Origin of the sequence: Neisseria sp. Ec49-e6-T10 (assembly GCF_051132615.1) — a bacterium.
Lineage (GTDB): Bacteria > Pseudomonadota > Gammaproteobacteria > Burkholderiales > Neisseriaceae.
Genome location: NZ_CP152375.1, coordinates 2,209,964 through 2,234,411, shown reverse-complemented (window position 1 = coordinate 2,234,411; position 24,448 = coordinate 2,209,964). Strand labels below are relative to the sequence as shown.

22 protein-coding genes are annotated in these 24,448 nt (G+C 34.0%); 9 read left to right on the top strand and 13 right to left on the bottom strand.

Features of this window, described 5'->3' with window-relative positions; genetic code table 11:
* Positions 1-493 precede the first annotated feature (493 nt).
* The 3 genes from AADH04_RS11235 to AADH04_RS11225 all read right to left on the bottom strand — a co-directional run bounded on the left by AADH04_RS11235 (position 494) and on the right by AADH04_RS11225 (position 2,501).
* Positions 494-925, bottom strand: coding sequence for a hypothetical protein (locus AADH04_RS11235; RefSeq protein WP_434777369.1), 432 nt, complete (start codon positions 923-925; stop codon positions 494-496).
* A 36-nt stretch (positions 926-961) separates the two neighbouring features.
* A complete protein-coding gene (locus AADH04_RS11230) occupies positions 962-1,666 on the bottom strand; it encodes an acyltransferase family protein (protein ID WP_434777368.1) in 705 nt (234 codons plus the stop codon).
* Positions 1,667-1,886: 220 nt separating this feature from the next.
* Entirely contained in the window at positions 1,887-2,501 is a 615-nt protein-coding gene (locus AADH04_RS11225) for a hypothetical protein (RefSeq protein WP_434777367.1), read from the bottom strand.
* A gap of 356 nt (positions 2,502-2,857) precedes the next feature.
* Between AADH04_RS11225 and AADH04_RS11220 the strand changes: the two genes are divergently transcribed.
* From AADH04_RS11220 to ettA, 4 genes are all read left to right on the top strand, one after another.
* On the top strand, positions 2,858-3,037 hold the full coding sequence (locus AADH04_RS11220; RefSeq protein WP_434777366.1) for a hypothetical protein: 180 nt from the start codon (positions 2,858-2,860) through the stop codon (positions 3,035-3,037).
* Positions 3,038-3,994: 957 nt separating this feature from the next.
* A complete protein-coding gene (locus AADH04_RS11215; RefSeq protein WP_434777365.1) occupies positions 3,995-4,168 on the top strand; it encodes a hypothetical protein in 174 nt (57 codons plus the stop codon).
* Positions 4,169-4,291: 123 nt separating this feature from the next.
* Complete coding sequence (locus AADH04_RS11210; protein ID WP_434777364.1) at positions 4,292-4,759, top strand: hypothetical protein; 468 nt, start codon at positions 4,292-4,294, stop codon at positions 4,757-4,759.
* Between the two features lie 139 nt (positions 4,760-4,898).
* Complete coding sequence (ettA, locus tag AADH04_RS11205; protein ID WP_434777363.1) at positions 4,899-6,566, top strand: energy-dependent translational throttle protein EttA; 1,668 nt, start codon at positions 4,899-4,901, stop codon at positions 6,564-6,566.
* A gap of 1,068 nt (positions 6,567-7,634) precedes the next feature.
* Here ettA and AADH04_RS11200 read toward each other — a convergent pair.
* The 4 genes from AADH04_RS11200 to AADH04_RS11185 form a co-directional block, all read right to left on the bottom strand.
* Positions 7,635-8,672, bottom strand: coding sequence for a CobW family GTP-binding protein (locus AADH04_RS11200; protein WP_434777362.1), 1,038 nt, complete (start codon positions 8,670-8,672; stop codon positions 7,635-7,637).
* A gap of 122 nt (positions 8,673-8,794) precedes the next feature.
* On the bottom strand, positions 8,795-8,992 hold the full coding sequence (locus AADH04_RS11195; protein WP_434777361.1) for a YbdD/YjiX family protein: 198 nt from the start codon (positions 8,990-8,992) through the stop codon (positions 8,795-8,797).
* 131 nt (positions 8,993-9,123) lie between these two features.
* Positions 9,124-11,244, bottom strand: a complete 2,121-nt coding sequence (cstA, locus tag AADH04_RS11190) for a pyruvate/proton symporter CstA (RefSeq protein ID WP_434777360.1) — start codon at positions 11,242-11,244, stop codon at positions 9,124-9,126.
* A gap of 273 nt (positions 11,245-11,517) precedes the next feature.
* Positions 11,518-12,669 (bottom strand): trans-sulfuration enzyme family protein, encoded by a 1,152-nt coding sequence (locus tag AADH04_RS11185; protein ID WP_434777359.1) that lies wholly within the window; start codon positions 12,667-12,669, stop codon positions 11,518-11,520.
* Positions 12,670-12,926: 257 nt separating this feature from the next.
* Here AADH04_RS11185 and folE2 point away from each other — a divergent pair, with 257 nt between their 5' ends.
* From folE2 to azu, 4 genes are all read left to right on the top strand, one after another.
* Positions 12,927-13,700, top strand: a complete 774-nt coding sequence (gene folE2, locus AADH04_RS11180; RefSeq protein WP_434777358.1) for a GTP cyclohydrolase FolE2 — start codon at positions 12,927-12,929, stop codon at positions 13,698-13,700.
* 21 nt (positions 13,701-13,721) lie between these two features.
* Positions 13,722-15,527 (top strand): protein-disulfide reductase DsbD, encoded by a 1,806-nt coding sequence (dsbD, locus tag AADH04_RS11175; RefSeq protein ID WP_434777357.1) that lies wholly within the window; start codon positions 13,722-13,724, stop codon positions 15,525-15,527.
* 10 nt (positions 15,528-15,537) lie between these two features.
* Positions 15,538-16,014: a Cys-tRNA(Pro) deacylase gene (gene ybaK, locus AADH04_RS11170; protein ID WP_434777356.1), complete on the top strand. Its 477-nt coding sequence runs from the start codon at positions 15,538-15,540 to the stop codon at positions 16,012-16,014.
* 187 nt (positions 16,015-16,201) lie between these two features.
* Complete coding sequence (gene azu, locus AADH04_RS11165) at positions 16,202-16,645, top strand: azurin (RefSeq protein WP_434777355.1); 444 nt, start codon at positions 16,202-16,204, stop codon at positions 16,643-16,645.
* Positions 16,646-16,718: 73 nt separating this feature from the next.
* Here the strand turns inward: azu and AADH04_RS11160 are convergent, their stop codons facing one another.
* The gene (locus tag AADH04_RS11160; protein WP_434777354.1) at positions 16,719-18,923 is read right to left on the bottom strand and encodes a heavy metal translocating P-type ATPase; all 2,205 of its coding nucleotides are present in this window, start codon (positions 18,921-18,923) and stop codon (positions 16,719-16,721) included.
* 91 nt (positions 18,924-19,014) lie between these two features.
* Between AADH04_RS11160 and cadR the strand changes: the two genes are divergently transcribed.
* Positions 19,015-19,470 carry a Cd(II)/Pb(II)-responsive transcriptional regulator gene (gene cadR, locus AADH04_RS11155; RefSeq protein WP_434777353.1) on the top strand — a complete coding sequence of 152 codons (456 nt, stop codon included), beginning with the start codon at positions 19,015-19,017 and terminating at the stop codon, positions 19,468-19,470.
* 14 nt (positions 19,471-19,484) lie between these two features.
* Here the strand turns inward: cadR and AADH04_RS11150 are convergent, their stop codons facing one another.
* From AADH04_RS11150 to pseF, 5 genes are read right to left on the bottom strand one after another with little or no spacing between them, the layout of a single operon-like run.
* A complete protein-coding gene (locus AADH04_RS11150) occupies positions 19,485-20,711 on the bottom strand; it encodes a hypothetical protein (RefSeq protein ID WP_434777352.1) in 1,227 nt (408 codons plus the stop codon).
* Positions 20,712-20,743: 32 nt separating this feature from the next.
* On the bottom strand, positions 20,744-21,094 hold the full coding sequence (locus AADH04_RS11145) for a DMT family protein (RefSeq protein WP_434777351.1): 351 nt from the start codon (positions 21,092-21,094) through the stop codon (positions 20,744-20,746).
* A gap of 26 nt (positions 21,095-21,120) precedes the next feature.
* Positions 21,121-22,170 carry a pseudaminic acid synthase gene (gene pseI / locus AADH04_RS11140; RefSeq protein ID WP_434777350.1) on the bottom strand — a complete coding sequence of 350 codons (1,050 nt, stop codon included), beginning with the start codon at positions 22,168-22,170 and terminating at the stop codon, positions 21,121-21,123.
* Positions 22,171-22,183: 13 nt separating this feature from the next.
* Entirely contained in the window at positions 22,184-23,734 is a 1,551-nt protein-coding gene (pseG, locus tag AADH04_RS11135) for a UDP-2,4-diacetamido-2,4,6-trideoxy-beta-L-altropyranose hydrolase (protein WP_434777349.1), read from the bottom strand.
* The gene (gene pseF, locus AADH04_RS11130) at positions 23,731-24,426 is read right to left on the bottom strand and encodes a pseudaminic acid cytidylyltransferase (RefSeq protein WP_434777348.1); all 696 of its coding nucleotides are present in this window, start codon (positions 24,424-24,426) and stop codon (positions 23,731-23,733) included. Before pseF ends, pseG begins: the two co-directional genes overlap by 4 nt.
* Positions 24,427-24,448: the final 22 nt, after the last annotated feature.

Sequence of the window (24,448 nt, the reverse complement as noted above, 5' to 3'; positions counted from 1 at the left end):
TTCTAATAAAAAATTTTAACAGTAAATAAAACAGTAAAACTTTAATTAATTTTAAAAATATTATATATTTCAATATACTATAAAAAAATATACGGTCACCGCTTCTGCCAAATCCTCGTAAGCATATCAAATTTTTTATTTACCAAATTCTATGAATATCCATTAATTTATTTTTTTTCAAGCACATGTAAAAGAACCGAGCAGGCTTATTTCCTATTTCATTCTACTGTCTTTCATCAAAAATGATATAAATCCATACCTCAAAAGGAAGTAAATCATGGGGTAGGACATGAACCATAAACTAACTACATCAGCAGTAAAAAATCACTAAGCAAGAACGTATAATGACGGTGGTGATTGATGTCTACAAGTAAAAGCCAGCCATTCTGCTAACATCAGTCAAACATAAATAGTTCGTATTCAACGAAATAGGCAAGGCACTGTAATAGCTCTAGTTAAATAGTAAATGTTGCACCATTTTAAAATGACTCTCTTAGAGTTTTATATATATTTTCTTTTTATATAAAATGTTAGCGATTAGCCAATTTAATCCAATAAATAATAGAGCAAAACAGAATGAGCCTAAATAATTACCAAAATAAGGCTGTAAGCAAGTTATATATATAAATTGCTTCATATCGATAAATTGCTCATGATAAATGAACCTTACCTTTGTCAAAATATTTGAAAGTACTCCAGCAGTCACATAGATAAATAGAGGATTAACACCAAATGGTACAAAAAATGTAGCCCATCGTTTATATCCTTTTGTATCAATTACCCAAATCAATAAAATGATTATATAGATGGCTAATCCACATGTAACCAAAACAAAAGTTGGTGACCATATTTTTTTATTAATTGGACATAAATAATTAAATAAGAAGCCAATGAAAAGCATGATCGTTCCAATAAGAAGTAACATCAAGGTTTGCTTTTGTGATTTATTGGACGTATTTATTCACAACTTTCCGCAATAAAACCCTATTAATACCTGACAGGTTGCGGATATCGTACTTAATATTCCTTCGGGATCAAAAGAGATATTATGATCTTGATACATATGATTAGCACCAAGTACCGCCTGATCAACAATTGCAATAATATTTCGCTCACTTAACTCAAATCCATGACCAAAATACAATAACAAAAAATAGCCCATTAAAGTTAAGATAATAATATGGGGGATATACTTATGTTTAATGAAAAGAACCATTAAACATACTATCCCATAAGAGATGGCTAAACGCTGAAGTACAGCCAAAATTCTTAGATGTTCTAAATTTGTTGTAGCTGATAGAAACCGGATACCCAAATTGAGATTTTCATTAGATAATTGACTAAAATTACGTAATGCGAGAGAGAGCCAACCTAGTATTAGTCCAATTAAAAAGAGGGTAAATGTTCTTTTTGCTACTTTTATTAGTGTGGTCACATCACAAGTAAAATTAGATTTATTCAAAGAAATAAATATTGAAACCCCCATAATAAACATAAAAAAAGGAAAGACAAGATCGGCAAATGTAAGTCCATTCAATTGTGCATGTTTAAGTAGAGGATAAATATATTTTAATGAACCAGGGTTATTAACTAAAATCATGCCAACAATCGTCATGCCCCTAAATACATCTAATGCTAATAATCTCTTGTTTTGTGTTTTGTCCATGCTTCTTTTTCTTATTTAATTACAGCTAATTTGAACCTTTTCTATCAAAAGTTTGTATTGATCGTAACCCCATAAAAAAGCAAGTTTGTTCTACTTTTTAAGAAACATATCCCGTATTTCAAATGATGGAAACAGTACGAGACAGACTCCTTTTAAGAACAAACCAGTAAGTTCTAAGTTTATGAATTTCATTATTTGTAATCAGTTTTTTAAAGCTTTTCTACTTTCCCCAAATAGGAGAATCAACTTGAGCATTAAAAAGCTGAATATACGCAATTTTCCAGCGTTTCCTATCAGCATTATACTTAAGCGTTAATACAATTTTTGGCTCAAGCTCTGAGTCGGTTTGAATCGTTACCTTTGCTTCTTCATTTTTAGTATCAACATGTGCGATTTTAGCTTGTTCTCCAAAAACAAAAGGTAATGCTTTATTTTTCTCAGCAGCCATTAATAAATCATCAATAAATAGATTAAAATCACTCCCATATTCTATAATTGAAGTTCTTTTATTTCCAACAGTCGCTGAAAACATCTCTTTGAAAATAAGCTGTGAATCACCTAAAAACAACCCATCAAACTCAAGGGCCAGCAAGGTTTTACGTATAAGATTAGCTTGTGTTTTTGTATCTAATAAGGCAAAAAAAGTGACATAATCTCTACTTTTCCAAGCAGATATAAATGCTTCTGAAGATGATTGTGGAGAACGGAAATCTATTGCCTGAAAATAGGTTCTGGCATCACTTTTATAAATAGAGTCTTTATTTATAGATTCAGCATAGACTGTTATAGACAAAAATAGTAACGAAAATAAATATACAGCTTTCAGTTTATTCATACTGACCTTTTTCAACAATATTACTGACAATGACAGCCCCCTCTTTCCTAAAAAGGGTTTAAGGCTCAATATTATCATACATCTATATACCATCTTCTGAACAAGATTGGATTTGTCATGTAAGAAATAGTATTAAATAATTTCTTCTTGTAGATAAAAATAGAAATATCTTTCTTTATACAGTAGAGTATGTAGTGTCTTAATAAAAAACACTTTTACCGAATTTAAGGTATTTTTCCAAAAACTACCATTTTTTTGTAGTTACTATATTAATAATCATATTAAAATAACCAACATGTAAAAATTATTACAAATTTAATTTTTTGTTAACATTTCTTTACAACAAGGCTATTAAAATGAAAAAAAATAAGATATTTAAAAAAAATAATATAAAACTGACTCTTGAAGAAAATTTAAATAGAGAAGAACAGATCAAAGAACATAAATTAAATAAAAAAATCAATCAAAAATTAAATATACTTGATTCTGAGTTTTTAAAAAGAGTGAATGCGCGTATTCATTCATATTTTTTCTAAGACCCATTAATTTTGGCCATTTTATAATATGGTTTCATTGCATTTCTTAACCACATAAATCCTAATACATTCAAATATTTAAATTATCAATATTTTAATATGGTCATAAATATTACAAAATATATAACAAAAAAAATAAAATAAAAACATCATCATAAATAAATTTTAACAAATATAATTTCTTATAGATTTTATTATCATAAAATTTCTCAAAAAATAAAATAAAAAGCCAACCCAAATGGGCTGGCTTCGCTTTTAAATTTTAGCTCTTTAAAACAACAATAAATCATCATAAATGATGGTGCAATGATAACACATCCAAATAAAATTAATCCAAAATTAACATAATTTTTCATTAAATAAATATTATTATTTAGAAATAAAATTCTATTAATTTAATATTATTCATTGCTTAGGATAAAATATCTAAAAAAACAATAAAAATATTGTCCATTTTCCTCAATCTTTATTCTATTAATGACAAAAAAATCAATAACAAAGACAGATAAATGATTAAATATTAATATTTTTTTAAGATCATTTAATTCATTCACTATTCAGGTTTTAATTAACATCTACACTGAAGTATAGAAGCCTTAGTTCAAAAAAAAAGAGAAGCTAACTTATTGATTGGTATTAAAACGGCACGTACCACTACCTATAAATTTAAAACCAAAACAATCAATTTCAGCGACTGTATTCCTGATCAATAAAATTTAACTTTTCATAACATATTACAATATATAAAGTTTTTCTACTTTATCGCAATTATTAAGAAGTTTACTCTTTTCAACTGAACAATAATCATCAATTTTAGCAATTACTATTTAATTATGTTGTCGGAAAATATTGTTATAATATGAAAGAAATAGAAAGTAAAACATGCTCTCCAACACACTCAAGAGCTACAATTATTCAATGATAGTGTTACTCATCATTATCAGCATTTTTTGGCTTATGATCACAATTTATTTACATGACGATGTTAAGCCAAACTATTTGGCAACAGGTGTGCTTTACCCCATTTTATTGGGTTGCCTTGGCAACTATATTTACCCTTGGTTCGGCACAGGCAGTGTTGCTTTAATATATCTAAGTGCAATCATACTGATCTTGTATCAAAAAAGCTGATAACAACAATTGGGCACTATTACTTTTAACTTACATCAACATATCAGTATCAAAAACATATGATAAAATATTCATTTTTATTATATAAATAACTTTTTAATTATTATCATTTTCCCTTTATCTATGGCACATAATAAAAAGCTTATTATTTCAGTACAATCTTATTTAAATAAACAACCTACTCTACATTTAAGCTACCTTAACGAGCAGGATGTAAACAATACCCTTGCTGTTAATCACACTTTAATTCGCTTCATTACACAACAATTACCTGAATATGATCAAGATTTTGAAAGACTGCTTCAATTAACAGAATCTAAACAGTACGTCCCAGAACATCCACATATTCCCACTTGGGGACTCAATGGTACATATGTTTGGTTGCAGCAGCCGCAAGCCTTATTTGGTCACATAGGTATTGAAAACGAACACACACAGTATTGTCAAAACAAAGAAAAAGGGATACAACAATTTACATTTGAACAATATCGAACCACTCTAAATTTTTGGCGTACACATGAAGAAATGGTTCAAAGTCAAAATTTATCGACATTGAGCAATCTAACAAAAGAAATCATTTTCCCTAAATAACCAAAAATAAATATTATCATTCACCTAATTTTTTAAAAATCATTTGACATAAATAAATCATACGTCCACAAGCTAAATTATCTGTTTTGGGCTATAATCAACCCCATGATTATTTTCTTTAATTTAAGGTGATAAAACAATGAGCCAGTACGTGTTTTCAATGCTACGTGTTAATAAAACAGTACCCCCACAAAAACAAATTATTAAGGACATTTCTTTATCATTTTTTCCTGGTGCCAAAATAGGATTACTAGGTTTAAATGGTTCGGGAAAATCCACAGTTCTACGAATTATGGCAGGTGTTGATAAAGAGTTTGATGGTGAAGCCATTGCCATGCCTAATATCAATATTGGCTATTTACCTCAAGAACCGGAACTTGACCCAACCAAAACAGTACGGGAAGAAGTTGAGTCGGGAATGGGAGCGGTAGTTGATGCACAAAAACGGTTAGATGAAGTCTATGCGGCTTATGCAGATGAAGATGCAGATTTTGATGCATTGGCAGAAGAACAAGCTCGCTTAGAAGCCATTATTGCCGCTGGAGCAGGTGATAATGTAGAACACCAATTAGAAATTGCTGCAGATGCATTACGCTTGCCTGAATGGGATCAAAAAATTGAACATTTATCTGGCGGAGAAAAACGTCGTGTAGCGTTATGTAAATTATTATTGTCTAAACCTGATATGCTGTTATTAGATGAACCAACCAACCATTTAGATGCTGAATCAGTAGAATGGCTAGAGCAATTTTTGGTTCGTTTCCCTGGCACTGTTGTGGCTGTTACTCATGATCGTTATTTTCTAGACAACGCAGCTGAATGGATTTTAGAGCTAGATCGTGGTCATGGAATTCCGTGGAAAGGAAATTACAGTTCATGGCTAGAACAAAAAGAAGCTAGGCTAGAACAAGAAGGAAAACAAGAAGCAGCCCGTATTAAAGCAATGAAACAAGAACTGGAGTGGGTTAGACAAAATCCTAAGGGACGTCAAGCTAAGTCAAAAGCTCGTTTGGCTCGTTTTGAAGAGCTCTCTAGTATTGAGCATCAAAAACGAAATGAAACTCAAGAAATATTTATCCCTGTTGCTGAACGTTTAGGTAATGAAGTCATTGAGTTTACCCATGTTTCAAAATCATTTGGTGACAAGTTATTAATTGATGATTTAAGTTTTAAAATTCCTGCTGGTGCCATAGTGGGTATTATTGGTCCAAATGGAGCAGGTAAATCTACATTATTCAAAATGACTTCTGGTTTAGAACAGCCTGACAGCGGTGAAGTTAAAGTTGGCAGTACTGTTCAGATGGCCTATGTGGATCAAAGTCGTAGTGAATTAGACAACAACCAAACTGTATTTGATGAGATTGCTCAAGGTAGAGATATTTTACAAGTGGGTAAATTTGAAACCCCTGCCCGTGCTTATTTAGGTCGCTTTAACTTTAAAGGAGCGGATCAAGGAAAAACAGTCGGCAATTTATCTGGCGGGGAACGTGGTCGACTACATCTGGCAAAAACATTAATTGCAGGGGGAAATGTACTGCTCCTAGATGAACCATCAAATGATCTTGATGTTGAAACGTTACGCGCCTTAGAAGAAGCCTTATTAGAATTTGCTGGTAGCGTATTGGTCATTAGCCATGACCGTTGGTTTCTTGACCGTATCGCAACCCATATTCTTGCTTGCGAAGGTGATTCAAAATGGACTTTCTTTGATGGTAATTATCAGGAATACGAATTAGACAAGAAACGCCGTTTAGGTGAAGAAGCAGCAAAACCTAAACGTATTCGTTATAAACCAGTGATTCGCTAAAAATTCGAGCTACAACTCAAATATAATGGCCTATTTTAGTCTTAATAGGCCATTTCTATTATCCCCAAAATCTGTGGATAACTTTGTGGATACAATCATGATAGAACAAAAAAATGCTTATCAGACAAAGGCTTTTATTAAACTGCCTATTTTTTATACAGAAAAATATTTTCTTATAAAACATAGTGTTACAATTAAACAAGCAGTTTCAAGGGTTTAAAAAGTCAAGGCTTTCTTAAAAAAAAATTTGTCGTAAATATCTGTGGAAAACACTTGACTCTTTTGTGAAAGTCTATTTTATTTAAACAAAAATATAATGAAATGCTTTAAGATTAAGTTATATAACAATTTATGTCTAGGTCATTTTAAAAATTTCGTAATACAGCGATATCAATATGGTTAAAACAGTATAATAATTGACCGATCTATCCAGATTATATTCATCGTTACCTACTGTTTTAGATAAATTAAACGATATAGATTAGATAGAATACCACGTATACATCTATATATAATTTATCACTGGAAAACAAAATAGGATTATTTTTGTTTCATCAAGAATAAATTTTTTCAAAAATCAACTAAAATTTATATAAAAATAATCAAATAATACAATTATAAAAATAAATATTTCTTTGAAAAAACGACTTTAACTTAGAAAAAAATACAAAAGCATAAAAAATTCAGCTTGATAATAGAATAATGATTTTATAGGTGAAAAAATATAAAAACCCCCTTATCTCATGCTTTTTTTTATCCCCAAAATCTGTGGATAACTTTGTGGATATAAATAGAGCGAATAAAAAAAAGTCTTATAGGACAAGGGGTTTTCTTAAGCTGCTTATTTTTTAAGCAATATATTTTTTATATAAAAAACAAACAGATACAATAAACAATTGCTTTTCAAGCAGTTAGAAAGTCAAGTTATTTTTATTAATCAACACCACTATTGCCTTTTGGCTGAAATTGTGGAAATCTATTCAATCTTTAAATAAAAATTTAATTTTATAAAAAATATAAATAAAATATCAAATATCATCCATTTTTTAAAAAAATTAACAAATAAATTTATTTTGATTCCGAATTAATAAACTCTTGTTCTAAATCATCAAAAGGTAGTTTTCTACCAATGATAACCAATAATGATTGACGAGATTCATTTTCCAACCAAACAGAACCATAATCAAAACCAACAACTTTATGTACACCTTGGACAATCAGACGACGATCCTCTGCTTGAATAGACAACACGCCTTTATAACGTAACATATCGTTTCCAAAGCGCTCAATAATGTCCTCCATAAACTGGCCAATTAATTTTATATCCATGTCACCAGCTTTAAACACATAAGAACTAATATCATCTTCCCATGATTGTTTGAATGCTTTTCCTTTGGAAAAAGCCTTAAATTGAATTTTATTTTGTTCTTTTGGCTCAATTAAATGAAAACCTGTTGTGATATTCAATGTATCATCTAAATCAAATGCTTGTATCCCTACCCAAGCTTCTCTGGGTAATTGACCAAATTGTGCTTCGTATATCTGTGCACGATTGTTTATTTGAGCTAATCGTTGTAATAATTGTTCTTTGTCCTCTTCGGTTACTCTATCTGCTTTCGTTAAAATCAATCTATCAGCAAAACCAATTTGGGAAGCAGCAACTCTATGTTCATCAAGCTGCTTTAAAACATGTTCGCAATCAACTAATGTCACGACAGCATCCAACACTATTCTTTCCCGAATGGCTTCATCAACAAAAAAAGTTTGAATAATTGGAGCGGGATCTGCCAAGCCTGTTGTCTCTAAAATTAATCGATCTATTTGTAATGCACCTGAATCAATTTGTGCCAGTAAATCATGTAACGCTTCAGTTAACTCCCCTCTTACACTACAACAGACACAACCATTGCTTAACTCAATCACCTCAACATTGGCTTTACCTTTTAGTAAGCCACCATCTATACCTACTGAACCAAACTCATTTTCTACAATGGCAATTTTTTCATTTTGATGATGGTCTAGTAAATAATTGATTAAAGTTGTTTTACCAGAACCCAAAAAACCTGTTAAAACAGTCACGGGCAAAGCTGTCCTCATTTGATCCATATAAGAGATACCTTATTTTAAGAATAAACAGAAAAGATTTTTTTGAAAGAAGATATGTTTTATCTAGGCTATCATTAATTTGCCAACCAAATAAAACTTAACATGATTATATGACTTACTGATTAACAGCAACGACCACCATTTTTACCGTTATAACGAGCTTCTTGACGCTCTCTAAAGAACTCTTCATAGTTCATAGGCTCTTGGTCAGGGTGATTTAAACGCATATGTTGTACATAATTATCATAGTCTGGCATACCTACCATTAATCGAGCAGCTTGGCCTAAATATTTGCCTGCCTTTGCTAAATTTTCAAACATGATGATGCCTCCTACAATAATTTATGTTGTGTATTACACATTATACTACAACCTTTATATTTACCATCAAAAAAATGGCTAATAGAACATACTATTAGCCATTTTCAATCACATCTATTCAAAAAGAACAATTAGTGATGAGAACCTTTCATAATTTCTGCCGCATTTTCAGGCATAGGCTCATAAGGTGTTTCATTTACAGTTGGTTTATCTGCTTTAAATGCAGCTAAAGCTGTTTTAATGCTATAAATAGCCAACACCACAACAACAAGCATAAAGAAAGCTGTTAATACACCGTCTAAACGGTTATTAAACATGACTTGCTGTACCTGTTCTACTGTTTTAAAGGTTCCTTGAGGCACAAAAGGTACATCAATAAATTTGGCTTTAAGATTATTCGCAATAGCAAAGAAACCAATTTTACTGTCAAACACTTTTTGCCAACCAGCTGTCATGGTACAAATAAGCAACCATGCTGTAGGCACTAAAGCCACCCAAGCATATCGTTGTTGTTTCATTTTGAACAGAACCACTGCACACAACATTAAAGCAATTGCAGCAAGCATTTGGTTTGCAATACCAAACAAAGGCCATAAGGTATTAATACCACCTAGTGGATCGACAACACCTTGGTATAAGAAATATCCCCATGCGCCAACCACGAGAGCAGTCGCAACTAGGTTAGCAGGAATAGAATCTGTTTTTTTCATACTAGGATGAAAAATACCCAATAAATCTTGCAACATAAAACGTGCCGAACGGGTGCCTGCATCCACTGCGGTTAAAATGAATAAAGCTTCAAATAAAATCGCAAAATGGTACCAAAAAGACATAGAAGCCAAGCCAGATAAGGCATTATGCAAAATATGTGCCATACCTACAGCTAAAGTTGGTGCACCACCTGCACGAGAAATAATGCTTTCCTCTCCAACATCTGCTGCAATTTGATGCAATAAGTCAGGTGTCACAACAAAACCCCAATTGCTTACGGTTGCAGCTGCGGCTTGTGCTGCATCGGGTAAGTTTGTTGGATTCAATACGGCGATCGGGCTATTCATTGCAAAATAAACACCTGGGTCAATAACAGCTGCTGCAATTAACGCCATAATCGCAACGAAAGACTCCATTAACATCCCACCATAACCAATTAAACGTGCCTGATCTTCATTAGCCAACATTTTTGGTGTGGTACCAGAAGAAATCAAAGCATGAAAACCTGATACAGCACCACAAGCAATGGTAATGAATAAGAATGGGAACATATCACCAGACCATACAGGTCCTGTGCCGTCAATAAATTTAGTCAATGCAGGCATTTTCATATATGGCATCACAATCACAATACCAACTGCTAATGCACCAATTGCACCAATTTTTAAGAACGTAGATAAGTAGTCACGAGGAGCCAACAATAACCATACTGGTAAGACTGCAGCAATGAAACCATATACGACCAAAATCCAAGTTAAAGCTTCACCTGAAAAGTCAAAATAATGCTTCCAGACTTCATTTTGAGCTACTACACCACCTAACCAAATACCAAAAATTAAGCCAATAAAGCCAATGATAGAAATTTCTATGATTCGACCAGGACGAATGTAACGCAAGTACACCCCCATAAATACGGCTAATGGAATGGTAAATGCCACTGTGAAAGCACCCCATGGGCTATGGGTTAGCGCTTTAACGACAATCATAGCCAATACGGCTAAAATAATGATCATGATCATAAAACAGGCAAAAAGTGCAATCACGCCAGGAATCGTGCCCATTTCTTCTTTAACTAATTCACCTAGTGAACGACCATCACGACGAGTAGAAACAAACAAAACCATAAAGTCTTGTACAGCACCAGCAAAAATCACACCTGCCAAAATCCATAACATACCAGGCAGATAACCCATTTGAGCCGCCAATACTGGACCAACTAATGGACCAGCTCCAGCAATAGCAGCAAAGTGATGACCAAATAAAACCGACTTATTGGTCGGTACATAGTCTAAGCCATCATTATGACGAAAAGCAGGCGTCATTCTCGTGCTGTCTACTTTTAGTACTTTATCTGCAATAAACCGACTATAATAACGATAACCGATTAAATATACACAAACAGATGCAATTAAAACCCACATTGCATTGATTGTTTCTCCTCTTTTTAGCGCAACATATCCTAGACATAAAGCCCCAATTACTGCGACACAGGCCCAAGCTAGTTTTGCCATAACGCTAGATCCGTCATTATTTGACGACATAATTATTTCCTCCATTAAGTATTTACATACTAAAAACTACTTACTACATACAACAATAACTGAATGCAAAATTACATCACACTTCGTCCCATCTTATCGAATATTACCAAAATTTGACAAAATTTAACAATATAATAATTTTAAATAAAATAAAGTAAAAATCTATCGATCTTTTCGTGATTGATATTAGTTATTGTTTCCAAAATAAAAAAAACACCAAAAATTTAAATTTTTAGTGTTTTTCTTTACATATTTTTCTTTACATATTTTTCTTTAACGTATTTGATCCAAAGCATTATTTAAGTCAGTTAAAATATCATCGATATCTTCTATACCTATTGAAAGACGTAAAAGTCCTTTACGAATACCCAATGTTTCTTTCAACTGTGCGCTCATATTACTGTGAGACTGGGTATAACTGTGATTGACTAAACTTTCCACGCCACCAAGACTGGATGTTAATAAAAATAGATTTAATGCTTTCACAACAGTATTAGCAGCTTCTTGTGTGTCTTCTTTTAGATAAATAGAAACCACCCCACCAAATCCTCTCATTTGTGTACAAGCTAGTTGATGGTGTTCATGGTCTGGCAACCCAGGATAAAATACTTTTTGCACAGATGGATGCTGTTGTAAGCCTTGAGCAACTATTTGCGCATTTTCACAATGTCTTTGCATCCTTAAGGCAAGTGTTTTTATGCCCCTCAAAACCAAATGACAATCTGAAGGCCCAAGTAAAGCACCTGCTGCAAATTGTACTGATTTAAGTAACATACTGTGTTCTTTATGTTTGGTGACCACAATACCTGCCATCACATCAGAGTGCCCCCCTAAATATTTAGTGGCAGAGTGCATCACAACATCTGCACCTAAATCTAAGGGATTTTGCAAATAAGGTGTCGCAAAGGTATTGTCTATACCGACAACAACGCCTTTATCATGTGCTTTTTTTGCTAAAGCTTCAATATCAACCAAACGCAATAAAGGGTTACTTGGGGTTTCTAACCATAATAATTTCACTTTATCATCTAAAACATTATCTAAAGCAGCTGGATCAGTTAGATCCACAAAAATGGTCTTCACCCCTATTTGGGCATATCCTTCGGTTAATAGACCATAAGCACCACCATAAATATCAGCTACCGCAACAATAGTGTCCCCTGGCCTTAAAAAAGCACGAAAAATAGCATCAATTGCTGCCATACCACTACCAAAAGCAAATCCTGCATCACCATGCTCTAATACAGCCATAGTGTCTTCCAACACTTGCCGAGATGGATTGGCAACTCGGGTATAACCATACTTAAGGGGCTCTCCTATATGTTCATAAGCAAACAAACTTGTTTGATAAATTGGGGGCATAACAGAGCGATTGTGTTCTTTTGGGTCATAGCTTGTATGAATAGCCTGTGTTGCAAATTTCATGGTTTACACACCTAAAGTCGGATAAAAATAATATGAATTCAATATAGCAAAGCCTTTTAAGTAACGCAAAATTTTATTGTTTTAAGGATATTCTTTTAAAATATATATACATATCTATACAATATTGATTATGGCATTCACAAAGCCTTGTAAATCATTTTATAATAACGATTATAGAAATTTTTAATCCCGACAAATTTGATCGGGTAATAATGCTCGCGTATACTAGCGCGCATTATATAAAGGAAAAATATAAAATGAGCACTATTGCTGATGTACAAAGCAGCCACGACACACGAAATTTAGCCATAAATCAAGTTGGCATCAAAAATTTAAGAATGCCACTAAATTTTAAAACTCAGGGTAAAGTACACCATACAGTGGCTCATTTTACCATGACTGTTTTTTTACCCGCTCATTTAAAAGGGACACATATGTCCCGTTTTGTCGAGCTATTAGAAGGGTTAAAAGAACCTTTATCTTTTGAACAATTCAAACAATTAAATTTTGATATGCTCAAAAAGCTAGACTCTACTGCAGGAAAAATTTCTGCGACGTTTCCTTTTTTTAGATACAAAACAGCCCCTGTTTCTGGTGTTGAAAGCCTGTTGGATTATGATGTATCTTTAATTGGTGAAATCATTGATGGTATATTCCATTACACATTAAAAGTATTGGTTCCTGTAACAAGCCTTTGTCCTTGTTCAAAAGAAATTTCACAATATGGTGCGCATAATCAACGATCTCATGTTACATTAACCATTCAGACAACACAGGCAATTGAAGTTGAAGAACTGATCGATGTAGTAGAACAACAAGCTTCTTGCGAGCTTTATGGTTTATTAAAACGTCCTGATGAAAAATTTGTCACTGAACGCGCCTATGAAAATCCAAAATTTGTTGAAGATATGGTCAGAGATGTCGCCGCGCTTTTATTAAAAGATAAAAGAATAGAGAAATTTATGGTTGAAAGTGAAAATTTTGAATCTATTCATAATCATTCAGCCTATGCTTATATTCAACATCCTTAAGTAGAGATATGGGGTCTAATATTGCAACGTTTTATTAAATATTTAGCATTACTGTTTTTCATCATTACTTCTTTACTGGCTAATACAGTTTCTGCACAAATAGACCCTAAAGAGCTTTTACCTGCTCAAGAGGCTTTTGTACCACAAGTATTCAGCACAGACCAAGGTTTAGTTGTTGAATTCGCAATTGCACCTAAATACTATCTTTACCGCGATAAAATCAGCATCAATAGTGAGCCTGCTTTATTAGGTGAAGCCAGATACAGTGAGTCTGTTGAAAAAGAAGATGAATTTTTTGGCAAACAACAGGTTTTCTACCAAAGTGCACGTATTGATATTCCTTTTCAGTTAGAGAAAAATAAACTCCCGCCCCCTTTTACTCTGACCATTTCCTTTCAAGGTTGTTCAGAACAAGGCATTTGTTACCCACCAACTACCACCACTTTTGATATTAATGGCAGTGGTGTTTTTAATCCTTCTTTTGGCGCCGAAAAAAACACTAAAAAAATGGGGGTTTCAGGTTTATTTAAACAACAAACAAACTCAAACTCTTCAAACACACAGCAACTTAACGATGCTTCTTTATTATCCAATTTATTGACATTTTTATTATCTGGTATTGCACTGAGTTTTACTGCCTGCATGTATCCTTTGTTACCTATTTTATCCAGTATCATTGTTGGCAGTAAGGAACAATTAACAAAAACGAAAGGGTTTGCTCTTTCATTTACTTATGTTCAAGGTTTAGCATTAACTTATACCCTTGTGGGTATTATCGCTGGATTAACAGGTGCGCTACTGACTGTCTGGTTACAGCAACCTATTGTGGTTATATCTGCTGCTGCTTTAATGGTGATCTTGGCTCTGGCTATGTTTGATGTCATTCAAATTCAAATGCCTGCAAAAGTACAATCTTATTTTACACAAAAAAGCCAAAAACTTAGTGGTGGCAAAATAAGCTCTGTTTTTGCGATGGGTATGTTTTCTGCCTTAATCATTGGCCCTTGCGTGGCACCACCATTAGCAATTGCATTAGGTTATATAGGTCAAACCAAAGATGCTGTGCTCGGAGGCGCATTACTCTATGCAATGGCTTTAGGAATGGGGATACCTTTAATCATACTGGGCACTTTTGGTGGGCACTATTTACCAAAAGCTGGTTCCTGGATGAACACGATTAAGCATTGTTTTGGTATGATCATTTTAGGGTTTGCGATTTATTTAGCCAGCCCATTTTTACCCATTTGGCTCAGTATCTCATTATATTTATTATTACTGTGCTTTATTGTTATTGTATTAATGATTAAAATTAAACGGCAAACCAGAATTCAAACAAAAGGAATATTAGGGGTATTTTGTTTGGCTTTTATGGGTATCATTGTTTTTTTTACCATAAGCAGCTTACAAAAACAGAGCACTCCTTTGCACCAAATTTTGGGGTTACATTTTGATCATGTACCTGTTGGTAAGCGTTATGATGATGTGGCTACTTTAAAAACAGCCATTATGGCAGCCCAAGAACAATATCCTGATCGTCCTATATTATTGGATTTTTACGCTGACTGGTGCATTACTTGTAAACAAATGGATGCAAATACTTTTAGTCAAGCAAAAGTCAAAGCCTTACTTGAACAACAATATCAGTTTATGCAAATTGATGTGACACAAAACAACCCTGATCATCAGGCACTGTTAAAAGAATATGGGCTCTTTGGCCCTCCTGCTACGATTATATTGGCTAAGGGAAAAACACCCAGTACCCCTTTACTCGGTTATATAGGTCCAGCTGAATTTATTTATTGGTTAGAAAATAATACGCCAAAATAAAGGATGATACATGTCTTACCCCATCACAACGGCTATTCGTTTTTTACGTACCCATAATATTTCTTTTACACCACATGAATATCCTTATTTAGAGCATGGGGGCACCACACACTCTGCTCAAACGTTAGGTGTACCAGAACATAATGTGATTAAAACTATTGTGTTAGAAAATGAGCAAAAAAAAGGGTTAATTGTTTTAATGCATGGTGATCGTCATATTTCTACTCGAAATTTAGCCCGTTTTTTAAGTGCCAAACATATCACCCCTACTTCTGCTGAGCAAGCCCATAAATGGACAGGTTATTTAATAGGCGGCACCAGCCCCTTTGGGACAAAAACCAACTTACCCGTTTATATTGAAGCATCTATTTTAGAGCTGGATACAATTTATATTAATGGTGGCAAGCGGGGATTTTTGGTAGCAATATCCCCTAAAGATTTACAAGCACTTAATCCTGTACTTGTAAATGTTGCAACCTTAGCCTAAAAGGCTTATCCTTATCATCGTAAGATTGTTTAAAGATTGTTTAAAGCTATCGCAATATTAGGCAATTTATATTAGAAAAATTTCATTGAGTTTAATCAATTTAAATACAATTTCTTCTCTTTATAATGCTTGCCAAATATAGTTTAAACAGTCGTTTTATTTTCGTCAGTCAAAGGAGACTTATAGTATGAAAAAATTACTCGTTGTTCCTGCTTTAGCTTTATTTTCAGGTATTGTTTTTGCTGGCCCTTGCGATGTTACGGTAAAGGGTAATGATGCTATGCAATATGATGTTAAAACCATTACTGTACCAAAAACATGTAAAAATTTTACTGTCAATCTGGTTCACTCTGGCAAACAAACAAAAGCAGCAATGGGACATAACTGGATTTTGGCCGAAACAAAAGATGTCAACGCTATTGCTAAAGATGGTTTAAAAGCTGGTTTGGCTAAGGACTACGAAAAACCAAACGATAAACGTGTATTAGCAAGGACTAAAATGATCGGCGGCGGAGAAAAAACTTCTGTTACTTTCGCTGTCAGCGCTTTAAAAGAAGGCCAAGCATACACTTATTTCTGTACTTTCCCAGGCCATGCTTCTGTAATGCGTGGTACTTTAACAGTAAAGTAATATAGCACAGCAATCAAATATTAAAAGGTCACTGTAAAAGTGACCTTTTAATGCTCTAAAATAACCCCATTTGCTATTGGCGTAAATATAACAATCTTAAACCATTAAATACAACAAGCAAAGTCGCACCAACATCAGCAAATACGGCCATCCACATAGTACTATAACCGGTCAAAGCCAATAACATAAAAAGTATTTTAATACCCAAAGCAAAGCTGATGTTTTGAATTAAAATTTGATGGGTTTTATGTGATATTTGAACAAAATCACTTATTTTCCCCAAATCATCATCCATTAATGTCACGTCTGCTGTTTCAATTGCGGTATCTGTGCCCATTTTACCCATGGCAAAACCAATATCTGCTTGAGCCAGCGCAGGCGCATCATTAATTCCATCGCCCACCATGCCTACTTTTTGTTCATGTACTTGTTTATTTTTAATCATTTGTAATTTATCTTCAGGCAACTGCCCACCATATACTTCATCAATGCCTGCTTCTTTGGCAATAGCTTGAGCAACAACAGTGCTGTCTCCTGTTAATATCAAGGTTTTAATATTGTTTTGATGCAAACGATTAATGTCCTCTACAACATTCTCTTTAATGGTATCGGCTACAGCAAAGTAAGCCAGTACAGTTGTTGTGTCACTCAATAGCACAATGGTTTTACCTGCTTGCTCCAGCACTTTTATTTGCTGTAACACTTCTGGTGTATATTGTTTACCTTGCTCGGAGATAAAACGTAGATTGGTCAAAAAGTACGCTTGCTGATTAATCATTCCTTCTGTTCCATACCCAGCAATTGCTTTAAATTTATTGACTTCATACAAAATTTCATTACTCTTCTGAGCCGCTTTTGCCAAAGCTAAAGATACAGGGTGATCTGAGCGTGCTGCCAAACTTGCCGCAATAAAATATGTATTCAATCCCACATGCTCTTCGACCAATAAGAAAGAATCGGTTAACTTTGGCTGTCCATAAGTAATGGTACCCGTTTTGTCTAATGCCAACCATTTCAGTTGACGTCCCATTTCTAAATAGATGCCCCCTTTTATCAGTATCCCCAATTTTGCAGCACGGGTTAAGCCACTGACTATGGTCACTGGAGTGGAAATAACCAAAGCACATGGACACGCAATCACCAGTAAAACCAAACTTTTATAAATCCATTCAAACCAATTTCCAACAAATAAGGGAATAACAAATGCAATAATTAAAGCCAAAACAAAAACAACTGGAATATATATTTTGGCAAACCGATCGATAAAGCTTTGCGTTGGAGAACGAGAACCTTGAGCAGATTCCACTACTTTAATAATACGTGCTAATGTTGTGTCTTGTGCTTTAGCTGTGATTTTATAAATAAAGGAACCTGCCTGATTAATGGTGCCAGCAAAAACCATATCGTTTATTTCTTTATTAACAGGCAAACTTTCTCCTGTAATGGGTGCTTGATTAACTGTAGAACCACCTTCAACCACCACACCATCTAATGCGATACGCTCCCCCGGTTTCACTCTTGCTAACATGCCAGTTGAGGCCTGTTCTACTGGTAACGCGACCCATTCACCCAATTGTTCAACAGTGACCATTTGAGGAGCCAGCTGCATTAAACCCCTGATGGTATTTTTTGCTTTTTCAAGAGAATACGCTTCTAATTTTTCTGCAACAGTAAATAAGAACATAACCATCGCTGCTTCTGGCCATTGTCCAATTAAAATTGCACCAGTAACGGCAACACTCATCAGCATATTGATATTCAATTGCCTATTTTTTATAGCCAAATAACCTTTTTTAAAGGTTTGTACACCACATAAAGCAATAGAAATAAAAGCAGCCAATACAACCCATAACATACTGACTTCATAAGCATGTAATATCTCAGCAATCAAAGCCATTACGCCCGAACCAACTAACGGTAAGGTAATGATTTTTTTATGTTCTGTTGCAAAATTACCTTGATCTGTACTTTGTAACGTCATCCCTATTGATTTGATTGCTTGTTCGATTGCATCTAAATGTTGTGGTTGGTGCACAATACGCAAAGTGCTGGTCATTAAGTTACAATCAATCTCATGTATCCCATTCATGCCTGCAAGCTTTTGCTCAATCATTTGCTTCTCTGTAGGACAATCCATTTCTGGGACAATCCATACAGAATAGGTATAACCTTCAGGTACATTTAAATGCACAGGTTTTTGCTCAAATGTGGCTTGATCGCCTGCTGAGCCACAACAGCTGTGTTTATGCTCTGAATGTTCACTCTTATCATGAGCCATAATCTCACCTCTTTACGTTTTGACCATTTTCTATATTGCTTATTTAACACCCTAAAGTTACTATAGAGTCTAGTCTTTTTTAGGAAAAAACATGAAAATTGGTGAACTGGCGAAAATAGCACACTGTACAGTGGAAACCATTCGCTTTTATGAAAAAGAAGGATTAATGCCCGAACCTATACGGACAGCAAACAATTATCGACACTACACTCAAATCCATGTAGAGAGATTACGCTTTATTCGCAATTGCCGCGCCTTAGACCTTAACCATGAGGAAATTAGAGCCTTACTGCATTTAAGCCAAAATCAAGCGGATAATTGTCAGGCGGCTTTGAGCTTATTAGATGAACATTTATGCCATGTTAAGGATAGAATACAAGAGTTGCAACAACTAGAGAAACGTTTAGAGGAGCTTTACCAAAAATGCCAATTAGAACACCATAATGCTCAATGTGGCATTTTACAAACATTATCAGAACAAGAGGTAGATAGCCAAACCAATGCGCCACCCAATACTCATATAAAACATGATTTCTCTCACCATTAGTTATTACAGAACATCTACTGTACGTGTTTTTGCCAAAAACAATAATGTTTAAATACGAATAGGAATAGAGAAGTGATACACACACTCACAGCAACAGCTAAATAATGTGTACGGGCAAAAATCAGTAAACTAATGATCAATATAATAACCGATAATATATGGGCAATAACAATGGGCTTATCATGCTTTTGTGCATATAAAGCATAATGGGCAATCATACTTAAAGCAATAAAGATATTGCTTAGCAATAAAATAAAAAATACAGCAATATATTGCAGATATAAATCATTATTTAGCCAAAGCACAATAGGGTAAATACCCGTCAAAAGCAAAATAGAAAACAGACCTACGGCTATTAAAGTATGTTTTCTAAATAAACGGTATTCAGTTTGAAAAGCAGCTGGAGACTCTCCTACTGCCTTGATGAGTTTTGGATAGGTAAATGAAAAAATCGTTGCGTCTAAAGCGGTTAATATAGCGCCAGTTAAACTGGCAAAAAAACCATATACCCCAACTAAACTTAAATTAAAATGATTTTCTATCCAATAGCGATCTATCACACTTATTGCATTTAAAGATAAAGTACCTAATAAAAAAGGTAAGGCGATAATCAACCCTTTTTTAATCCATTTAATATCTGGCATGCCCATATACTGAATCGGTAAACCCATCTGATACAATTTATAATAAGAAACAATAATGGCTAAAATCAGGCCTGCGATCCAAAAATAAAACACCATATGCAATGTACGCAAATTTGGGAAAAAAAACATACAGATAATTAATGCCAAACACCATAGACCAGAACGAATAAATAAAATAAAAGAGGCCCAAAGAGGTGCAAATAAATTAATCAATAACCTATTTATTTCCTGAGCTAAATGCTGCAAAATGGCTATGGATAAAAATAAAGGCAGTAAATTCCAAGATAGTTTTCCAGAAAAAAATAGAATCAATAAAAAAGGTGAAATCAGGAAATAAGTAAAAATATATAAAGCTAATTGATTGTATACAATAAAAGGTCTTTTTTGTTCAGAAACCAAAATCATTTCTCGACTAGCAAAAGTATAAAAATCTAATCCATATAAATATAAAACAAAAGTAGTGGTGACAACAATCAGATTATATAAGCCAAAATCAGCCCCAGATAACATTCTGGCTAAAGCAAAAACCAACAGAAATTTACAAGAAAGACTAAGACCTCGTAAGATTAAATTTAATAAGCGATTACCAGAATTCATCGTAAATTGACATCAGCCTTCTTATTCAAAATTTACATTATTTTTGAACGAAACATAAAAAATACCGCACCGATTAAACATAATCCAGCCCAAATATAATCACTTCTAAAAGGTTCTTTTAGAATATACATAGAAAAAGGAATAAAAACAGTTAAACTGATGACCTCTTGAATCACCTTCAGTTGCCCTGCTGAGGCAACTTGGTAACCAATCCTATTAGCAGGAACTTGCAATAAATACTCAAATAACGCAATACCCCAACTAATTAGGGCAGCAACCACCCATACTTTAGAATGAGCATATTTTAAATGACCATACCAAGCAAAAGTCATGAATATATTGCTTAAGGTTAATAAGCCAATTGTAATGAGTAAAGAATGCATAAATATGATTGTCAAAATATATTTTGTTATTCTTTGTCCAATACATCCCAAGTAACAGGCATACCGTACTCTATATCAGTAACCACTTTTTTACCAATAATCGCATCAAAATACTTAGGTTCTAAGCCTAAGCCTGGGCGAATCCTGCGTATATGAGTTTGATTGATCGTTTCCCCTACTTTTAATGGTTTAACAAAATAAATAGATCGGCGAAAAATTTTATTTTGTGCCTCAGCTTGTTGACGTTTAAACCCAGTTGTACCCAAACTTAGCCACGCATCACGTGTTTGCTGACACAATATTTTCAATTCATCAGGCTCAATAGAAAAATCGCTATCAGGGCCTTTATCTTGCCGACTTAAAGTGAAGTGTTTTTCAATCACACAAGCACCAAGTGCTACAGCAGTAATAGATGCAGTTGTTCCTAAGGTATGATCAGATAGACCAACTGGAACATTAAAGCGCTCTGCAATTGTTGTCATTTGACGTAAATTAGCTTGTTCAATCGGTGCAGGGTAACTGCTGATACAATGCAACACAACCAACTGGTGATTACCTGCATCATGTACTGTTTTTATCGCCTCAGCTATTTCTTCTTCTGAAGCCATACCTGTTGACATAATTATTGGTTTACCTGTTCTGGCGATATACTTAATTAAAGGTAAATCTGTCATTTCAAATGATGCAACCTTATAAGCTGGAACATCTAAACTTTCTAATAAATCAACGGCTGTTTCATCAAAAGGAGTTGAAAAAATAGTTATACCTATTTTTTTTGCATAATCAAAAATTGCCTGATGCCATTCATAGGGTGTTTCTGCCCACTTATATAAATCATATAATTTATAACCATCCCAAAGGCCACCTTTAATTAAAAACTCTTCTCTATTGCAATCTATGGTCATAGTATCAGCAGTATAGGTTTGAATTTTAACCGCATCTGCCCCACTTTCATATGCCGCCTTTATTGTTTCAAATGCACGTTCAATTGACCCATTATGATTTGCAGATAATTCAGCAATAATATAAGGTTTTTCATTTATGCCTACACAATTAGACTCGATTGTAAAATTCATAGTATTCTCATCATTAGTTTAATTTTAACTGATAATTAAATTGTTTTTTTTGATAGCCTAAACTCTCAAACATTTTCTGGGAAGCAATATTATTTGCCAACACAACGGCCTCAACTATTCTAATTGAGGGGTAATTCTCCCTTAACCAATTATGTGCGGCTTTTAAAACAAACCGACCTATACCATCTCCTATTTTTTCTGGTGATAGATAAATTGAAACAATAGCCGTTTGTTCTTGAAAATCAAACCTGATACAAGCTGACTCTACTTCATGATGCATAGCAATTAAAATTAACCTCGTTTTTAAGGACAAAGAATGCTTAAACCAGTTCATATGATCAGAAAATAAAATAGTTTGTGTATTAAGTGATCGCTCACGAATCTGAGGCGCATTACGCCAAGAATATAATAATTGAGCATCATCCAAATTTGCTGCTCTGATTGTAATATCGGGTTCAATTAAAGAACGAATAACTCTTTTAACCCCGTTTCCATCACAAAAATTACTGCTTTTTTGAGTCAATGAGATACGAGCATAAGCATCAAAAACAGCATAAAACAGTATATGTTTTAATACCACTGAATAATCAGCCCTCTCAATCCCCCCCACAAACCAATGAATACCTTTTTCAGCTAAAGTTTGCCCAATCAGTATTTGATTTTGTGCCAAAGCAATCGCAATAGTTGGCAGCCCCAAGCAACAGCGCTCCCAAGATGTACTTCCAGCTGCACCAATAGCTAAATCACTTTGAGCCATAATTTGAGCCATCTGATTAGTATTAACAATCACCTCTGTTTCATAAGGCATCTGTTGTGCAATAACCTTTACTTGCGATAAATGAGGAGCTTTTTCACCCATAATGACTTTAATTTGACTATCTTTTGGTAAATTATTACATTCAGCAAGACAATGTAAAACTTCAGAGGTGATATTCTGAGCATCAACACCGCCTAAACTAATCAAAAGTTGTTTGATCTTTGTATGATTATTTCTACGCAGTAAACTTTCTTTACGCCATTGTAAAAATTCTGGCCTAAGCAACGCATATTGGGGACCAATTAACAATTGACAAGAATCTGGTACCAACAATTGATAATCTATTTTTTCTCTACCGAGATTTTGATCCAATAAAAGTTCACATGAATGTGCTCTGTCTGCTAAATCATCAATCACCATTATTTTTTGGACATATCCTCTTAACTGCTCTTCCCAATGTTTATCCAAAGCATAATGGTCTATAATCAACCAATCAATAGTGATTTTTTTTTGTTTCAAATAATTAATGGTTTGTTCTGCATCCTCTTGCCATGTTACACCGAGCCAATGAGTATGGGGTATGCTTTGTTTCTCAGTAGCAATAAAATCTGAACTGACACAAGGTAACTGATGTATCTCAAAGCCTTTTTGGCGAATAAAATCAATCAAATTACCTTGATAAGCTCGACAAATAAAAATATTGTTGATATTTTGTTCTTTTAACGCATCGGCCAAGGTTAAGCAACGCATCACATGGCCACTACCAATATGAAGTGCCGCATCAACACGAAAAACAGCTGTTTTCATGATTGTAATCCCGTCATCGCTGCAAACATATACTCTGCTCTCACCCAATCTTCATGGGTATCAATATCTTGCACTCTATACCTAGGTAAGACAAAAGGTACACTCCCCGAAGAAAAAATACTCTTTTCTTCAAGCCATGCTTTCGTTGTCCCCCAATAAAATTGCCCAGCGTCATGATAAGCTTCTTCTAAATCTTGAGAGCGTTTTACAAACATTTCAGGCTGAAACATTTGTACCCGATTATTTGATGTAATTTTAATGGCTCTTTGGATAGGAAAAGCAAAGCTTGTGACAGAAAACACAAAATCACAATCATTATTATTTAAGACATTAAAGCTGTCGATTAAGTTTTGTGGCTGTACAAATGGAGCAGTAGCATATAAACAGCATACATTCTCAATATCCTGCATTATATTTGAAATGGACCTAACAGCGTGTTTAATCACAGCTGTTGTCCCAGTAAAGTCATCAGATAATTCTGCTGGACGAATAAAAGGAACCTGAGCACCAAATGATTGAGCTACAGATGCAATCTCTACACTATCGGTAGAAACAATAACAGAATCAAAACAATTACTTTCTAAAGCGGCTTCTATTGGCCAAGCAATCATTGGTTTACCACAAAAATTTTTAATATTTTTATGCGGTATTCTTTTACTACCACCTCTAGCAGGAATAATGGCTATATTCATAAATACACTTCTAAATAAAATA

Coding starts and splice junctions, on each gene's coding strand:
- pseG (WP_434777349.1), bottom strand. CDS start 23,734: ATGAAAACAGCTGTTTTTCGTGTTGATGCGGCACTTCATATTGGTAGT.
- AADH04_RS11220 (WP_434777366.1), top strand. CDS start 2,858: ATGAAAAAAAATAAGATATTTAAAAAAAATAATATAAAACTGACTCTT.
- AADH04_RS11210 (WP_434777364.1), top strand. CDS start 4,292: ATGGCACATAATAAAAAGCTTATTATTTCAGTACAATCTTATTTAAAT.
- cadR (WP_434777353.1), top strand. CDS start 19,015: ATGAAAATTGGTGAACTGGCGAAAATAGCACACTGTACAGTGGAAACC.
- cstA (WP_434777360.1), bottom strand. CDS start 11,244: ATGTCGTCAAATAATGACGGATCTAGCGTTATGGCAAAACTAGCTTGG.
- AADH04_RS11200 (WP_434777362.1), bottom strand. CDS start 8,672: ATGGATCAAATGAGGACAGCTTTGCCCGTGACTGTTTTAACAGGTTTT.
- AADH04_RS11230 (WP_434777368.1), bottom strand. CDS start 1,666: ATGGACAAAACACAAAACAAGAGATTATTAGCATTAGATGTATTTAGG.
- AADH04_RS11195 (WP_434777361.1), bottom strand. CDS start 8,992: ATGTTTGAAAATTTAGCAAAGGCAGGCAAATATTTAGGCCAAGCTGCT.
- AADH04_RS11215 (WP_434777365.1), top strand. CDS start 3,995: ATGATCACAATTTATTTACATGACGATGTTAAGCCAAACTATTTGGCA.
- AADH04_RS11160 (WP_434777354.1), bottom strand. CDS start 18,923: ATGGCTCATGATAAGAGTGAACATTCAGAGCATAAACACAGCTGTTGT.
- AADH04_RS11185 (WP_434777359.1), bottom strand. CDS start 12,669: ATGAAATTTGCAACACAGGCTATTCATACAAGCTATGACCCAAAAGAA.
- folE2 (WP_434777358.1), top strand. CDS start 12,927: ATGAGCACTATTGCTGATGTACAAAGCAGCCACGACACACGAAATTTA.
- AADH04_RS11145 (WP_434777351.1), bottom strand. CDS start 21,094: ATGCATTCTTTACTCATTACAATTGGCTTATTAACCTTAAGCAATATA.
- ybaK (WP_434777356.1), top strand. CDS start 15,538: ATGTCTTACCCCATCACAACGGCTATTCGTTTTTTACGTACCCATAAT.
- AADH04_RS11235 (WP_434777369.1), bottom strand. CDS start 925: ATGTTACTTCTTATTGGAACGATCATGCTTTTCATTGGCTTCTTATTT.
- AADH04_RS11150 (WP_434777352.1), bottom strand. CDS start 20,711: ATGAATTCTGGTAATCGCTTATTAAATTTAATCTTACGAGGTCTTAGT.
- azu (WP_434777355.1), top strand. CDS start 16,202: ATGAAAAAATTACTCGTTGTTCCTGCTTTAGCTTTATTTTCAGGTATT.
- AADH04_RS11225 (WP_434777367.1), bottom strand. CDS start 2,501: ATGAATAAACTGAAAGCTGTATATTTATTTTCGTTACTATTTTTGTCT.
- pseI (WP_434777350.1), bottom strand. CDS start 22,170: ATGAATTTTACAATCGAGTCTAATTGTGTAGGCATAAATGAAAAACCT.
- pseF (WP_434777348.1), bottom strand. CDS start 24,426: ATGAATATAGCCATTATTCCTGCTAGAGGTGGTAGTAAAAGAATACCG.
- ettA (WP_434777363.1), top strand. CDS start 4,899: ATGAGCCAGTACGTGTTTTCAATGCTACGTGTTAATAAAACAGTACCC.